The sequence below is a fragment of the Flintibacter sp. HCN-6482 genome, assembly GCF_037892565.1.
Classification (GTDB): Bacteria; Bacillota; Clostridia; order Oscillospirales; family Oscillospiraceae; genus Lawsonibacter; species Lawsonibacter aceti.
On record NZ_JBBKBK010000001.1, the window covers coordinates 701188 to 715887 of the forward strand.

22 protein-coding genes are annotated in these 14700 nt (G+C 51.8%); 2 read left to right on the top strand and 20 right to left on the bottom strand.

Features of this window, described 5'->3' with window-relative positions; genetic code table 11:
• Window positions 1–61: 61 nt before the first annotated feature.
• Window positions 62–709, bottom strand: a complete 648-nt coding sequence (locus WKS99_RS03425; RefSeq protein ID WP_340405330.1) for a SprT-like domain-containing protein — start codon at window positions 707–709, stop codon at window positions 62–64.
• Between the two features lie 128 nt (window positions 710–837).
• Complete coding sequence (locus tag WKS99_RS03430) at window positions 838–1116, bottom strand: hypothetical protein (RefSeq protein ID WP_340405331.1); 279 nt, start codon at window positions 1114–1116, stop codon at window positions 838–840.
• A gap of 211 nt (window positions 1117–1327) precedes the next feature.
• Here WKS99_RS03430 and WKS99_RS03435 point away from each other — a divergent pair, with 211 nt between their 5' ends.
• The gene (locus WKS99_RS03435; RefSeq protein WP_186852226.1) at window positions 1328–1549 is read left to right on the top strand and encodes a helix-turn-helix domain-containing protein; all 222 of its coding nucleotides are present in this window, start codon (window positions 1328–1330) and stop codon (window positions 1547–1549) included.
• A 296-nt stretch (window positions 1550–1845) separates the two neighbouring features.
• Here the strand turns inward: WKS99_RS03435 and WKS99_RS03440 are convergent, their stop codons facing one another.
• The 6 genes from WKS99_RS03440 to WKS99_RS03465 form a co-directional block, all read right to left on the bottom strand.
• Window positions 1846–1992 carry a hypothetical protein gene (locus WKS99_RS03440; protein WP_340405332.1) on the bottom strand — a complete coding sequence of 49 codons (147 nt, stop codon included), beginning with the start codon at window positions 1990–1992 and terminating at the stop codon, window positions 1846–1848.
• 213 nt (window positions 1993–2205) lie between these two features.
• Window positions 2206–2952, bottom strand: a complete 747-nt coding sequence (locus tag WKS99_RS03445; protein ID WP_340405333.1) for a type IV toxin-antitoxin system AbiEi family antitoxin domain-containing protein — start codon at window positions 2950–2952, stop codon at window positions 2206–2208.
• Between the two features lie 401 nt (window positions 2953–3353).
• The gene (locus tag WKS99_RS03450; protein WP_340405334.1) at window positions 3354–4178 is read right to left on the bottom strand and encodes a hypothetical protein; all 825 of its coding nucleotides are present in this window, start codon (window positions 4176–4178) and stop codon (window positions 3354–3356) included.
• A gap of 637 nt (window positions 4179–4815) precedes the next feature.
• On the bottom strand, window positions 4816–5082 hold the full coding sequence (locus WKS99_RS03455) for a Txe/YoeB family addiction module toxin (RefSeq protein WP_007493622.1): 267 nt from the start codon (window positions 5080–5082) through the stop codon (window positions 4816–4818).
• Window positions 5072–5350: a type II toxin-antitoxin system RelB/DinJ family antitoxin gene (locus WKS99_RS03460; RefSeq protein ID WP_007493621.1), complete on the bottom strand. Its 279-nt coding sequence runs from the start codon at window positions 5348–5350 to the stop codon at window positions 5072–5074. Before WKS99_RS03460 ends, WKS99_RS03455 begins: the two co-directional genes overlap by 11 nt.
• Window positions 5351–5750: 400 nt before the next feature.
• Complete coding sequence (locus WKS99_RS03465; RefSeq protein ID WP_340405335.1) at window positions 5751–5987, bottom strand: helix-turn-helix domain-containing protein; 237 nt, start codon at window positions 5985–5987, stop codon at window positions 5751–5753.
• A gap of 145 nt (window positions 5988–6132) precedes the next feature.
• Between WKS99_RS03465 and WKS99_RS03470 the strand changes: the two genes are divergently transcribed.
• A complete protein-coding gene (locus WKS99_RS03470) occupies window positions 6133–7152 on the top strand; it encodes a hypothetical protein (protein WP_340405336.1) in 1020 nt (339 codons plus the stop codon).
• Between the two features lie 69 nt (window positions 7153–7221).
• Here WKS99_RS03470 and WKS99_RS03475 read toward each other — a convergent pair whose 3' ends face one another.
• The 12 genes from WKS99_RS03475 to WKS99_RS03530 form a co-directional block, all read right to left on the bottom strand.
• Window positions 7222–7620 (bottom strand): hypothetical protein, encoded by a 399-nt coding sequence (locus tag WKS99_RS03475; protein WP_340405337.1) that lies wholly within the window; start codon window positions 7618–7620, stop codon window positions 7222–7224.
• 44 nt (window positions 7621–7664) lie between these two features.
• Window positions 7665–8120 (bottom strand): hypothetical protein, encoded by a 456-nt coding sequence (locus WKS99_RS03480; protein WP_340405338.1) that lies wholly within the window; start codon window positions 8118–8120, stop codon window positions 7665–7667.
• Window positions 8121–8153: 33 nt separating this feature from the next.
• Window positions 8154–8564: a hypothetical protein gene (locus tag WKS99_RS03485; protein WP_340405339.1), complete on the bottom strand. Its 411-nt coding sequence runs from the start codon at window positions 8562–8564 to the stop codon at window positions 8154–8156.
• A 115-nt stretch (window positions 8565–8679) separates the two neighbouring features.
• Window positions 8680–8847: a hypothetical protein gene (locus WKS99_RS03490; RefSeq protein ID WP_340405340.1), complete on the bottom strand. Its 168-nt coding sequence runs from the start codon at window positions 8845–8847 to the stop codon at window positions 8680–8682.
• Window positions 8848–9273: 426 nt separating this feature from the next.
• Window positions 9274–9816 (bottom strand): NADH peroxidase, encoded by a 543-nt coding sequence (locus WKS99_RS03495; protein WP_340405341.1) that lies wholly within the window; start codon window positions 9814–9816, stop codon window positions 9274–9276.
• A complete protein-coding gene (locus tag WKS99_RS03500) occupies window positions 9813–10232 on the bottom strand; it encodes a Fur family transcriptional regulator (protein WP_147571050.1) in 420 nt (139 codons plus the stop codon). The genes WKS99_RS03495 and WKS99_RS03500 overlap by 4 nt, the downstream gene beginning before the upstream one ends.
• 96 nt (window positions 10233–10328) lie before the next feature.
• Complete coding sequence (locus WKS99_RS03505) at window positions 10329–11012, bottom strand: TVP38/TMEM64 family protein (protein WP_147571051.1); 684 nt, start codon at window positions 11010–11012, stop codon at window positions 10329–10331.
• An 86-nt stretch (window positions 11013–11098) separates the two neighbouring features.
• Window positions 11099–11965: a methylenetetrahydrofolate reductase [NAD(P)H] gene (gene metF / locus WKS99_RS03510; protein ID WP_147571052.1), complete on the bottom strand. Its 867-nt coding sequence runs from the start codon at window positions 11963–11965 to the stop codon at window positions 11099–11101.
• Between the two features lie 30 nt (window positions 11966–11995).
• Entirely contained in the window at window positions 11996–12517 is a 522-nt protein-coding gene (locus WKS99_RS03515) for an NAD(+) diphosphatase (protein WP_186852238.1), read from the bottom strand.
• Between the two features lie 24 nt (window positions 12518–12541).
• Entirely contained in the window at window positions 12542–13300 is a 759-nt protein-coding gene (locus WKS99_RS03520; protein ID WP_340405342.1) for an exodeoxyribonuclease III, read from the bottom strand.
• Window positions 13301–13520: 220 nt separating this feature from the next.
• On the bottom strand, window positions 13521–13973 hold the full coding sequence (locus WKS99_RS03525; RefSeq protein WP_147571055.1) for a DIP1984 family protein: 453 nt from the start codon (window positions 13971–13973) through the stop codon (window positions 13521–13523).
• A 110-nt stretch (window positions 13974–14083) separates the two neighbouring features.
• Complete coding sequence (locus WKS99_RS03530; RefSeq protein WP_147571056.1) at window positions 14084–14509, bottom strand: RNHCP domain-containing protein; 426 nt, start codon at window positions 14507–14509, stop codon at window positions 14084–14086.
• Window positions 14510–14700: the final 191 nt, after the last annotated feature.

Sequence of the window (14700 nt, forward strand, 5' to 3'; positions counted from 1 at the left end):
TATTTTTAGAATTATACGAACTTTTGGGAATTGGGTGGGGATTGCTCCCCACCCTTCCCTGTCACCCCGCAAGCACCATCGGCGCGTTGCAATCTAAACAAGCTATGTGGACTTCCTTTGTGGCCCGGACGGAATTGCCGCAACAGGGGCAGATATATTTCCGTGTGCTGGACGTGCGCGGCGGCGTGGTGCCCTCCGCTCCGCTGTGCGTTCCTGTCCCGGTGATATGGAACCCGGCAAACTCGTTGCGGCTTATGAGAATGTCGGTCAAACCGTTCTCCAATATGAAGTCCAGCAGTTCGTCAGAGGGGCTTGTGTGGCTCCACCCGTATTTGTCGCTATGCTCCACGATTAAGCCGTGGGCTTCGGCGGCGGCTTTGAAGCGGCGATTGTGGTAGGTGTTGCCCCGGCTGCAATCCTGTATGCCGTTCTCGTAGTTGTAGTAGTGAACCATTTCGTGAAGCAGGGTCGCGGCTACGTCCTCGATAGGCCGGGCCAGTGTCCCGGCTCCTATGTTGATTTCGTGGGTGCCGCCCAGCTTGGAAACCCATGTATCTTCCCGCAGGGAGAAATGGCCGTAGGCGCGGGGCGTGGATTGAATGGTAATGGTCGGTCTTGAAAGTGCATTTTCAAAAAATTCAGCGTTCAGCAGGTCAAAAACCTTGTTCAGATACCCGGCCACGCGGTTATAGCTTGTCAGTTCTTTCATGTCTTTTTCTCTCCTATTCTTGATTTTGGGGAGAGGGCAAGCTATAATGTTCTTGCCCTCTCCGTTTGGATTGGGGGGAAGTCCTTTGCGTGTCTACTTTGGTCGGTGTTCACGCAAGGGGCTTTTCTTTAGGCGCTGATGGAAAAGCGGCGGCTGGCGCTCTGTTTGGTGTACTCCTTATACAGTTCGCCGTGGGCCTTTTTGAAAGCCGTGGTATCAAACCGATTGGAGAGAACCGAAGTCCAGCGGACAATATACTTTCCAGCGGCCATTTCCTCGGTGTCGCGCTCCATCATTTCAGCCTTGATACTGTCCCGAATGGCCTCTGCCTCCGCCTTGGCTTCCTCAATAACAGCTTCCCACTCATTCAGCGCCTCGATTTTGGCTACCAGTTCGTTCTTGCTCATGTTCATTCTCCTTTGCTTTTTATTTGGGGTGTTCCCCTTAACTGATTATAGTTTACACCTTTTTTAAGTGTAATTCAATTCGCAAAATACACAAGATTTACACTCAAATTATGTGTAATTTCAACACTTGAAAAAGGTGTAATTTTGTGTTAGAATAAGGACAATGGAAGAGAGGCGCAATTTTTGGAGCGCCCCGGAGGGAGGGCCAAAAATGCCAATCAAATACAAGATTGATGTAATCGCCGCGCTGAAAGAAGCCGGGTACAACACCACAAGAATACGGAAAGAGAAAATCATGGGAGAGGCCATGCTGCAAAAAATCCGCAGCGGTCAAATGGTGTCGTGGGCCACCCTTGAAACCATTTGTGGGCTGCTCAACTGTCAGCCCGGCGATTTACTGGAATACGTCAGGGAGGCCCCGGACAATAGGTAATTTATGGGAATTGCAAAAGGCCACTAATGCGGATAACAATAGTACGAAAATCCAGCGCAGCGCAAAAAACAGGAAGCGCGTCGTGACGTTCGCCACGACGCGCCAGCTTCAAGCAGTATTCGGGAGGTGCCGCCATGTTCGGAGATACGGAATTGCCCCTTGCCCTTATCATGGAAGAAATATTCGGCTGGGAGAAGAAGCCCCAGGACAACGAACAAGACGAACAAAAAACGACTGATAAACAAAAATGACAGAGGGGCGGGAGTGTAACTCCCGCCCCTCCTATTGGTTAAGCCTTACCGTTTTTCAAAATAGTCGCTCAAAGCCCGGTCAAGCTCCTGTTGGATGGCCTCACGCCATTTCCGGTCAGCTTCCAGCATTGCGGCAAATTCTTCCTTGGCGTGCTTGTAGTTCTCAAATGCGCTGGGAGCTTCGCCGCCCATCGGTTCAACTATGTGGGCGTACTTGTACTTGCCGGGGAGATTATCAAAGCTGTTTTCATAGGGAAGTCCCTAAACTGTGATTGTGAGCATTTTTTGCCTCCTTTCATTTTTGAACCTACACTTTCAAGTGCAGGAAGCGGATTTTTACCCGGCCCCGTGGGTCTTATTATTTATATAAAATGACGCACGGGGTCAGGTGAATTGCGCCAGCGGTCACACGGAATTTCTCACATAACGGCCTTTCTTGACGCGCAGAATAAGGCCGTACTTTACAAACTTGTCCAGTGTTTTTCGGCTAAAGCCCTGGTCAAGAATTTCTTGTGCTGTCCATGTGTCGCCCTTCAACTGTGCAAACCGCTCTTCGGTCTGTCTGCGGCCTAATTCCTGATTGTGGGCGGCGTTGTGTTCCGCATTGTATTGGCCCATTTCTTTTTTCAAGTCATAGGCCCGGACAATCTCGGTGTCTCTCTCAAAATCAATGGTGAAAGAATAATCACCATCGGGAATATCATCATCGAGCGGAAACGGGAACGGCTCGTAGCCATTGGAAAGATAGCGGAACACCCATGTTTTCAGAAGTTTTCCCTCTTTGCCGGGGAGGGTCATGTACATTCCATTTTGATAGTACAGCATCATAACGGCTGTGTCGTAGCTCGATTGAAACAGTTCATCGGCTCCGCCGTCTGGCTGCTTCCGCAGGGCGTTCAGCTCGGCGCGGCGGCTGTCCATGAAGAAGAGAATGGGTTTTATCCATCCTTCCCAGGTCATAGGTACGCCGTGGTAGGTAACGCTCTTTTCGTCAAGATTGGCAACGTAATAGCACCACACGCCCTTGGCCGCGCCGCGCACGTCTAACGCCACACCAAAGGAAATCATCTTTTCGTGGCCGCTCTCCCACCCCATACGGTTCAACCAGCGCTGTGCGGTTTCGGCATGGTGAGACTGGCAGAACAGTTCCAAATCTCTTTTGTCCTGCTCTCTCACATGGACAAGGGGAAAATGCTGGGAGAGAATATGGTATTGGAGCTTCGCCCTCTAATTCCCACCCAGGCGGAAAATATCATCCGTCTTGAAGCGCACCTTGTAGGGGTACTTTTTGTACTCTTGGGGAAATACCATTTTCAAGAAATCCCCCCTATCCTATTGTTTACCGTCATAGGCAATCAGATGTTTCGCCCCGCTTTGTTCCTCCAAAACTTCATTCTCTCCAAAGGCATTGGGGAGAATTGTTTTCCTAATGGCCGGAACCACCACCCAGGCTATCGGTTTGCCCCGGAAGGTCAGGGGCGCGGAGGTGCCCGCGCCCCCGGCCTCATGCCCCTGTTCACACGGCGGAGCGGAATACAGTTCGGTATTTCCACTCAAAAGGCACTCTCAGCAACCAGCTCCATCCAAATGGAATTTTTCAGCTCTGTTTTCGGACCTCGGCTGCAAATATTCTCCCATGTTCGGGCACAACCTTGTGGCTGGAAGCTGTGGCCCGGAGCACTCCACCAGCGGAACACCTTACCGCCTAGCTCTGCCCCGAATACATGGAAAATATCAATTCCGATACTGAACCACTGTTCACGGGAGCAATCAGAAGATTGCGTTTTCAGGTCATCGAAAACCTTTTGCTGCTTATCGGTCATCTCTTGGCGCAGGCTCTCTTCGCTAACATTGTCAAGCAAAGGAGCATTTCTGCCCGTACTCTGCCGCTTTCCGCTGTTGCCATCCATTGGGCGCTTCAACTGGAAGTGCGCCTTGATAAGCTCGTAGAGTGGCTGTGTTTTGTCTGTCAATTCAAGGCTATTGTCCCATGTCTCCCACTCGTAAATGAAGTGCAACGCGTCACAGAACATGTCCACCTTGTTACGGCCATCGGTGGTCACACACCCCGTCTTACACACAAAGCTCTCTGTGCCCTCGGCGGTCAGAAGGTTAATACTGTCGAAGAGCGGTGCGGCGGCTTTCTTATCCACGCCATAGAACATATGATAGCCGCCTCCCTGGGAGCGCGTTACCCTGTCGGCAAGGCTCTTTGCCCTCTGGAAAAAGGCGCTCTGCGTATCGACCTTACCATCTACTTTGTCAAAGTCGATGACAAAGAGGTGCAAATCGCCGCACTTGGCATTGTCCAGGTAGAGGCTCACACGCAAACTTTCAGCGCCGCGCCCTTGGTTTTCGCTGTGCAGATAGGTTTGCATGGCTCGGTTAGCATCTTCATAGGATAGCGCATACTTTTTATAGAGATTTCCATTCTTGCCACCGAATAGCTTACACATGCGGCCCTTTGTGTCGATGAAAACAGGAACCTTGATGATTTTTCCGTTCTAATTTTTGGCTTTTGCACCCAGCACAAAACAATTATTCATGCTCATTTGGGCATTCCTCCTTTTGAACAAAAAATTTAATTTGCAAACGGCAAGGCAAGTCTATTGGATAGCTGAAAATACGGCATACACGAATAGACACGAAAGGAAACGCAACGATAAAGAGATAACATGGCAGTTTTTCAGCACCACAACTTGACCTTGCAGTTTGCCCTTATCAGTGAGAGAATTTGAGGATTTTCTTTCTCAGTCCCCCTCTCTCACTTTCTATATATATTATACCATAAAAATATTTTTGCGTCAAACAGCCGCTATTTTCATTAAAAATCGCTTATTCTGCAACAAATATTGAAGTTTGTGGAGGCGTAAAAACTCTGATTTTTTTGCCGTGTTCCACTTCCAAATCCGCCTGTTCCAGCACACAAAAATTCCGTTTGAAAGTGCAGTTTCAATTTGGAGCGGAACCTGGACAACAAAAAAGTGAAGCGGCTGGCAGCACCGCTTCACTCACTCAATCGTCATAATGGCCTTTGCATTGATAGACTTCGACCTGTCCATCGACCATGCGGTAAACAAGTCTGTTCGTATCGTCAATGCGTCGGCTCCAATAGCCTGATAGGTTTTCCTTCAATGGCTCTGGCTTTCCAATCCCTTCAAATGGACTTCTGCAAATGTCCTTCAACAAGGCATTTATCCGTTTCAGCGTTTTTCTGTCCTGTCCTTGCCATGACAGATATTCTTCAAACGCCTGTTCCGTGAATGTGATGTTAGTCCCCATCGGCAAGCTGCTCCAACTCGTCCATAGACTTGACTACCACCTTGCCCTGCCCGGCCTGCTTGATACTGTTGTCCAATGCCCGCATATTGCTGTCGCTGTAAAATGGGTCTGCGTAAATCTCGAAGGGGATTTTGCCCTGCCGCAAGGTCTGGCGCACAAAGATGTTAAAGGCCGTTGTCATGCTCATACCCATGTCGGCAAAGACAGCTTCGGCACGCTCTTTCAGGTCTTTGTCAATGCGGATATTGAGGTTTGTTGTTTCTGCCATTGTGACCACTCCTTTCTATGGCACTACTATTCTATTCCTTTTTACGCGCAACATCAATACTTTGCGCGTAAATTTACATAGTGTTCATGGTTTTTCTTTTGCTTTGAGCGGTCAAATTCGTTTTTGAAAGTGCATTTTCAATTTGGAGCGGAACCCCTGTTGCGAGCGGGTGAAGGAATTTCCCTCGCAAGAAGGTCAAAGGGCAGGCCGGGAGTACCCCCAGGTGGAGCGGAACAGGGAAGTGCCTCGCGGCGGCGGGGATGGTTCCGGGAAAATACAGTTGTAATTTCTGACGGCGGCTTTTCTTGGCAGTTTTCCCGACCGCTGATAAATTACGGAGAACACGACCGGCGACGGTAGCAAGCAAATAATGAAAAGGGCAAGAGTTTTTGTTTAGTAATTACTCTTGCCCTTTTATCGTTTCTTCAATTTTAGCCACCAATTCACTTGGCTGCATTTCTAAAGCTCCTGCAATTTTCCAAATAGTTTCAAAGTTTGCTTGTTTGGTTCCATTTTCAATCATTGATAAGTGTGTGCGTGCAATTCCAGCAAAACCGCTCAACACATCTTGAGAAATCCCTTTTGCTTTTCGCAGGCTTCGGATGGTTTGCCCTACCGCGTAATTATCAAACTGCACGACAACACCTCTTTTCTCACTATATTTTATGAGAAAATTCTTGTCGCACTGTCTATGATGATAGACATTTTCGCAAAACCATGCTATACTTCATTTGGTAGTCCCCCTCTCTTATATTTTAATTGATTAGGAGGAATAGGTAGTAATGAAAAAAATAGTGTCTCTTCTACTGGCAGGAGCATTAACGTTGTCTTTGGCCGCTTGCGGCGGGGACACGACCAGCGATGTCAGCGGAACCAGCGGCGCAAACGTATCAGGCAGCAGCGAAACCAATACGCCGAGCGGCAGCGAAACCCCCAGTGACGATGCCAACAGTAGTCAGGAAGTAACTGTACCCAACAATGGGGAGTGGGACGAAATCCTTTGCTCCGGGGACGGGTATCACCTGGTAAAAAAAGAGGTTGACGCCTACGACGGATATAAATTTATGCTTGGTGTTGTGGATGATAGCGGAGAGTGGGTACAAGAATTGACCGACACCGGAACTTTTGTAGAGGAAGTACGGTTCCGTGCCGAGGGCAGCAGCGAAACTCTGCGAGATAGTTCTTGTTACATGTACTTGGGCGAAGGCGTGTTCCTTGCCTCTCCGGGTGTCTCCGTATACACGAAGGACGAAGAGTACCGGGTCGGCCCTTGGCCAGACATGATAACCGATTCTGTCACAGGTCAACTTGAGGTTGCAGTCTGGGAGTGTCTTATCTGGAATGTTGTCGATAATTCTCAAGCCGAGTTTGATGCCTCTAAAATATCTACTTTCCAAGATGGGTACTCACTTTTCTGCGAAGCAGAGGACGCCTTTGGCGGCGGCAGACTCAATGCGCTGAACACAAAGGGCGAAATCACCGAGTTCACCTGCAAGTTCGTGCCCAATAAGCCCGGCCACAATTTCCCCGTCTATTCGGAGGGATTGTTCTATGCCTGTACTGACAAGGCGGCCCGCCCCGGCTTTTATGACATTGAAGGGAATATGGTCATTGATTTGTCATCGTATAACATGGGTAGAATACCCTACTCCAGTGAAATGGGAGTAAACGCCCCGTACTTTGAAAATGGACAGGCCACTATTTTGTTCGCCAATAATGCTGACAGTGTGTTTGAGGCAGTTATTGATAAAACTGGGGCTTTTGTAGGTGAACCCGAAAAAGTAGACGTTTCTGTTTATTGATTACAACATAGCCAAAGAGGACGGTACACCAGCAGTACCGTCCTCTCTCATTTTTGTATTCCATTGTTATCAAGCGGCCTCGCAGTTGTCGGTGTAAAATTTCATAGCTTCAATGTTCTGCCCCATGTATTCCGGGAACCGCTGCACAAACCATTTCCGAACCAGGAGATAGTGATTGTTCTCAAACGTGGAGCTCGCTCGCACCATTTCAAACTCGCTCATCAACTCGGAGCTTCCTTCGCGGAGAATGTACCGCTCCATAGCGGCGTAGGTCAGGCCCTTGAAGGGGCTAGGCCGCTTGGCGGCGGGGGAAACCTTGCGGACAAACTGCATGGTGGGGAAGTCGGCGCGGATTTTCTGCACCAGCTTGTATTCCTCGGAGCAGGGATTGTTTGCGGCTCTCTCAAAGGTTTTGGTGATGGTCATGGTGTTGTTGATGAAGTCGATTTTGTAGCTGTTCATGTTCATAATCTTTACCTCTTTCGTTTCATTTTTGAAAAATACACTTCAATTCAGGCGGCGGGGTCTACCTGCACCTCTTCCATTGACGCAGCGGGCGGTGCTGCATTGGCGGGGGCTTGCTCGGCGGCGGGACTTTCGGGGAGGTCGGGCATACCGAACTTGGCAATCTCGGGGTACTGCTGCAAGAACCACTGTTTGATAACGGGGTAGCGCTTGCTGTGGCACTCGGCAATCAAACGCATCTCGTCAAACTCCTTCTTCCGCTCAGTGGCTTTATCATGGAGCAGGATATACCGCTCCATGTAGTCATAGGTAAGGCCACGGTAACACTCCTTCTTGTCGTTGCGGCGGATGGTGCGGGTCACTACATGGAAGCCCTCGTAGTCCTGGCGGGCCCTCTGCAAGAGGTTGTATTCCTCGGAACCGACAATCTTGGAAAGCCGTGAAAATGTCCTATCCATAATAATTTGCCGATTTGCTTCGTCGATTCTCACATAGTTCTTCATGTGCGGGCAGCTCCTTTCTTTTGGTAATCGGGGTTAGGCGGCCTTCTCCTTTTTCAGCGCCTTGTTGCAGTTTTCGGTAAACTCCTTGAAGGCCGGGTACTTGTCGAAGAACCACTTCTTCATCTCGCCGTAGGGACGGGCGGCGGCGTTCATTTCCTTCGCCTCAGCAGAGGTGCCCCGGAGCATTTCAAACTCGGCCATGATGGTCTTGTCCTTGTCGTCGTGGGCAGCAATGTACTTCTTCATGTAATCGTAGGTCAGGCCCTTGAAGCTCTCTTTGCTCTTGGCGGTGCTGGTCTTGACAATGACCTTGTAAGTGGGGTTGTCCCTGCGGGCCTCCTGGAGCGCCTTGTACTCGTCGGAACCGAAGCGGCTGGCGGCTTTCTCAAACTTCTTGGTCATCTCGATGGTGCGGGCCTTGTTGTTGATGGTCAGGTTAGTCATGGTAATAATCTCCTTTTATAAATATTTTTTGTTTTTCAGGGCTTTGCTTCCCTGTTCTTTATGGTCTTATTATAGCAGGGGCGGGACAGTCGTAAGTCGTTTTATTGGTACTCACTCAACCTACCATAACCTCAAAGTCGGGGTAGCGGTTTCGATAAGTAAAGTACAACTGCGCCTCGGCGCTATTCAGAATGTGTACTCGCTCCATGAGTTTGCGGGGAACATAAATCTTTCGCTTGTTCAAATCGGCCCAAACCAAAATCATAATGTACTCAGATTTCATTTTTACTCTTCCTTTCTTTTCGTGAGGTTTTGTGTTCCTCATCTCTTTTGTGACTTTAGTATAGCATTTTCAAAATCAGTCAGTGTCGTTATAATGGTACACACCTCTAAAGTAAAAAGAAAAAGCACGGTCAAAAATCAACCGTGCTTCCCATCGAAAAATGGCAGCTAAAAAGATGCCTGAAAGATGTTATTTTCCTGTTTCGGAGATGTATTTTTCTTGCCTAAAAGATGCTCGGAAATGCTTGCAATTCAAGGGGTTTCGGGGTATCATAGAGATGCAAAATGGTACATGTTTGTACCACTTGAAGAGAAAACATGGGGCCTGAAAAGCTCCATGTACCATTTTTGTACAAGATGAAAATAAAAAGAGAGGGGACCGGTCTCCCGGTTCCCTCTCAAAAAGTGCTTATTTATTGGCTTTTTCTCAGCCGAAGTAACGCTTCAGCAGGCCGGCGAAAGCCTTGCCGTGACGGGCCTCGTCGCGGGCCATCTCATGCACGGTGTCGTGGATGGCGTCCAGCCCCAGCTCCTTGGCCTTCTTGGCCAGCTCGAACTTGCCGGCGGTGGCGCCGTTCTCAGCGTCCACACGCATCTCCAGGTTCTTCTTGGTGGAGTCGGTCAGCACCTCGCCCAGCAGCTCGGCAAACTTGGCGGCGTGTTCAGCCTCCTCATAGGCGGCCTTCTCCCAGTACAGGCCGATTTCAGGATACCCCTCCCGATGAGCCACACGGGCCATGGCCAGATACATACCGACCTCAGAGCACTCGCCCTCAAAATTCATACGCAGGCCCTTGATGATCTCCTCGTCCACGCCCTGAGCCACGCCCACAACGTGCTCGGCGGCCCAAGTCTTCTCACCAGCCTGCTCCTTGAACTTCTCGGCAGGAGCCTTACAGATGGGGCAGAATTCAGGGGCAGCGTCGCCCTCGTGGACATAACCGCAAATGGTACAAACAAACTTTTTCATGATCGTGTTTCCTCCTTACTTTTTTTCTGTTTTATACAGTCGGGACAAAGTCCATGCAGGGTGAGCTCATGGCGGTAGACCATCAGCCCATATTGCTGACTGACGGCATGGTCCATCTCACTGTCCAAAGTAAGATGGGGCAAATCGATGACCGCGCCGCAGTATTCGCAAACAAAGTGGCTATGGGGGGTGACAACGGCGTCAAAACGCTCCTGTCCCTGAATGACTCCTACGCTCCGAATATCGCCTCTCTCCTGAAAGAAGATGAGATTGCGGTACACGGTGCCCAGGCTCAGGTCGGGATGGCTGGGTTTCAACTGCTGGTAGATCCACTCGGCGGAGGGATGGCAGCTGGTGCCCTGAATGGCGGCCAGGATGGCCTCTCTCTTTTTACTGTATCGAATGGACCGTTCCATATCCGCCCCCCTAACAATAGTAATTATCGTTTGCTATTTAAGCATAACATATGGGACTGAGTTTGTAAAGACCCAGTCCCAAAAATTTTTTATCTCTTATCCTCCCCGCTTTAGCCGGCGCAAAATCTCTGCTTCCACCCGGTCCCCGTACTTCATTCCCAGCAGAAAGAGAGCCAGGCCGCCCAGTCCGATAGGGGCCATAGCCCACAGCGGTAGCCGGAGGGAGGCGCCACCTAATGCGCTGGCGAACAGCAGGCCCCAAGGGCGGGCGCACAGCGCAATGAGCGCGAACCTGCGAAACGGGATCTCTGTCAGGCCTGCCAGGATGCACAGCACATCGTCCGGAAAGAAGGGAAACAGGAAAGCCAGCAGCAGAAAGATATCCGTTTTCGCTCGAATCACGTCCTGGTAGCGGTCTGACAGCCTTCGGCTGACCAGCCGGTCAGCAAAATCTCTGCCCAGCACTCGGGCCAGCCAAAAGACCAGGAGGGAGCCGGCCATCACTGCCCCAAAAGTGAGCCAGAAGGAAGGCCAGGTACCAAAGAGCACACCCCCGGCCGCGGCGCTGATATTGCTGGGAATCGGAGCCAGTACCACTGACAGGAACTGGAGCAGGAAAAAAATCAGGTGTGAATAAGGAGCGAACCGGCGGATATACTCCTGCAGCCCTTCTGCTGAGGTTGCTGCCTGGAAAAAGCCGCTTCGGTACAGGAACAGCCCTCCTCCCAAAAGGAGCAGCAGGGCGAGGACCAGGATCAAACTCTGCTTTTTCTTCTTCATGACGACCGCCTTCTCCTGTGGTTTTCCTCATCCTACCACAGGAAAATTAGGATATCTGGTAGTTTTCCTTAAAAATTGTTAAAATCCTACACCGACCGGATGGAGGTCAGGCTGCCGGCAATTTGCTGGGCTACTGCGGGGTCATTCATGGTATACAGGTGGATACCCTCCACTCCTCCAGCAATGAGATCGGAGATCTGATCAATGGCATAGGCGATGCCAGCCTCCCGCAGGGCAGCCGGATGGTCGCCATACCGGGCTAGGATACGGGTCAGCTTGCTGGGCAGGCTGGCGCCGCACATGGACACCATCCGCTGGATGGAGGACCTGGACAGCACGGGCATGATGCCGGCCTCAATAGGCACATCAATGCCGGCAATCCTGGCCCGCTCCAGGAAACGAAAGAAATCCTCATTGTCAAAGAACAGCTGGCTGACCAGATGCTGGGCCCCGGCATCCACCTTTTCCTTCAGGTGGCGAATATCGCTGACCAGGTCAGGGCTCTCCAGGTGTCCCTCGGGGTAGCAGGCGGCAGACACTCCGAAGTCGCTGTGGGCGCGGATATAGGACACCAGATCGCTGGCGTGGGCAAAGTCTGTCTTGGGCGGGATATCTGGATTCACGTCCCCCCGGAGCGCCAGGATGTTCTCCACCCCTTCGGCCTTCAGCTCCTCCAGCAGCCGGTCCACGTCCTCCCTGCCGGCCGCCACACAGGTCAAGTGGGCCATGGCCGGGATGTGGTACTGGTTCTGGATCAGTCCGGCGATCTCCCGTGTGGACTGGTTCACCTGAGACCCTCCCGCCCCGAAGGTGACGCTAATAAAGTCTGGGTGGATGTCCCGCAGGCCGTCCAACGTCTTGTAGATGCTGTCTACTGGGCTAGTCTTTTTAGGGGGAAACACCTCACAGGAGAAAACCGTGCGCCCCTTCCCAAATAATTCTGCTAACTTCATGGAAATTCTCTTCCTTTCTGTTGATGTGCACTAGGCCAAAACAGAGGGCGTCAGGCTCTCCCGATGGTCCACGTAATATTCCACCACCTGGTGGGAAATGGCCGGATGGGCGTTTACCATAGTCAGGGCCTCCTCTGGAGTGACCCAGACCGCCTGGTCCACCTCCTGGGAGAGGTGGAACTCCTCCCGGTGGACGTTTGCCACAAAGCCGATCATCAACATATCCTTTTTTCCCAGCCAGTAGGTCCCGGTGAAGTGGAGCCCCCGGACCGCAAGGCCCAGTTCTTCCCCAATCTCCCGGGCCGCGCACTCCTCGGCGCTCTCTCCCGGCTTTATATATCCGGACACCAGCACATAGTGCCGGGTGGAGATATACCCCTGGCGCAGAAGGGCCACATTCCCCTCTTCGTCCACCGCCAGAGCGATGATACAGGTGGAGAATATGTCAAATAGAGGCCGCTTACAGCGGTCGCACCATGGCATCAGCCCCTCGTCCCCGATCTCCTTTTGGACGGCTCTCGTCCCACAGTGTGGGCAGTATTCAAATCGCATGGCGTTTCCCTCTCCGTCTTAATATCATACGTCCAGCTCCAGCAGCACCGGACAGTGGTCGCTGCCTTCTACGTCAGCGAGAATCTCCGCCCGGCGGATCTTATCCCGTAGGCGGTCGGATACGATAAAGTAGTCGATACGCCATCCCGCGTTGTTCTTCCGGGCATTGAACCGATAGGACCACCAGGAGTAGGCCCCGGTGGCGTCGGGATAGAGGAATCGGAACGTGTCAGTAAAGCCGGAGGAGAGCAGAATCGTCATCTTCTCCCGCTCCTGATCGGAGAACCCCGCGTTCATCCGGTTGGTCTTTGGATTTTTCAGGTCGATCTCCCGGTGGGCCACGTTCAAGTCCCCGCAGTAGATGACCGGCTTTTGCCTGTCCAAAGAGCTAAGGTAATCCCGCAGGTCGTCCTCCCACTCCATCCGGTAGTCTAGCCGCTTCAGGCCATCCTGGGAGTTTGGGGTGTAGCAGCACACCAGATAGAACCCCTCATACTCTAGTGTAATGAGCCGCCCCTCGTGGTCGTGGAGGTCCTTGTCCATACCGTAGGCCACAGAGATGGGGGTATGGGGGGTAAACACGGCGGTTCCGGAGTACCCTTTCTTCTCCGCGGAGTTCCAGTATTCCAGGAGACCCTCCCCAATGGGGACATCCGCCTGTCCCTGTTCCATCTTGGTCTCCTGCAGACATAGGAAATCCGGCCGCCGCTCCTGATAAAAGTCCAAAAAGCCTTTTTTCATACAGGCCCGCAGCCCGTTCACATTCCAGGATATAAATTTCATTGTTTGCTCCTCTGTTGTTCAAAAATCCCCGTACCCACCCTCGTCTCCGGTCAGTGCTGGGTTGTGCGTGATGCCAAATCACAATGCGGTCATGCGCAGTCGGGGCATTACGATAAGCCGGGGAATCGAACCCCCGCGTCCGCCCAAGGACGCATACCAATGGTTGGCTCATTCTCAGCCAAAGAGATCGCACTCGCTCCGGAAACTATCCTTTGTCAGCTTATGACAGTTCTGTGGACCAGTTGGTCTGCTGCAGCTTGTTATCCAAAAGGCGCAGCTGCTGGGCCATCCGATCAGTGTCCTTTTGCAACTGGGCCACGTCTACTGTGCTGAGAATCTTAATCTCAGAGCGGGTTGCCCGGCGGGTGGTCTGCCCCGCCTGTTGAAGAAGATCCCGGTACACGCTGATTTTCAGGGACAGGCAGTCCTTTTTCGCAATCAGTTCCGTAAGGGTGAGACCATCCACCATTGTTCTGCTGTTGGTAAGATTGATGCGGACCATCAGTTCCTCCAGCCTAGCGGCGCAGTGCTCCAGTTCCTCCAGAAGCACCTCGGGAGCTTCCGCAGGGCGCTCTCCTTCCTGGACGAGGGCGCTGTTCTCCAGCCGATTTCGGAGCTGCTCGATGCGACGGTTCAGGTCCGCCCGTTCCTGCAGGGCCTCTGCCAGTTTCATGGCGGGATCCTCCTTGTCATTTTTTATGGTTATCATTATAGCCATGGCGGTCTGGTTTGGCAAGAGATGAAATAAAGCGCCCGCCGAAGCGGACGCTCTGAAATGGGCCGTTACAAAAGCCTGCCCTCTCCGCCCATGAGGGTGGTAATCGCTTCTATACGCTCCAGTGGGAACGGAGGCATAGCAAGGGGCTTCAGCGCGATGGACATAAGCTTCACAGGGTTGTCGTCCGCTGCTGACCGGTTGGAACTTAGCTTACCGCACCGGCGGCACCGGTGGATGACCGCCCACTCTCCGTTTTTCCGGACCCAGACCCCGATGGGGTCCATCACGCCACCACACTCGGCGGCCCGGTCCCCAGGCTCCTCATCCATATGCAGGCTGGACAGGCAGTTGGGGCAGTGGTTGCGGTGATCGCTGCCCGCCGCCTCCGGCGTCACCAGCCAGCCGCACACCTTACAGGTAAAGCTATCTCGGCAGGGATGTGTCTTATAGTAGCCTTTTTCAAATATTTTCCGTTTATTTTCCCGATTCATGGGGATATTTCCTCCTAAAAGATATCATGTGTTCTTTTGGGAGGCGCGCGAAGCGTTTGGGCGCAAACCTCCCGGTTTAACCCACAAGCTCCGAATCATAATGATAATTCATCTTGGTTTCCTCATTTTCTATTTTTGTCGTCGCCGCGGCCGCAGCACCGCCATTATACTGTAAAGTGAGTGGAAAAGGC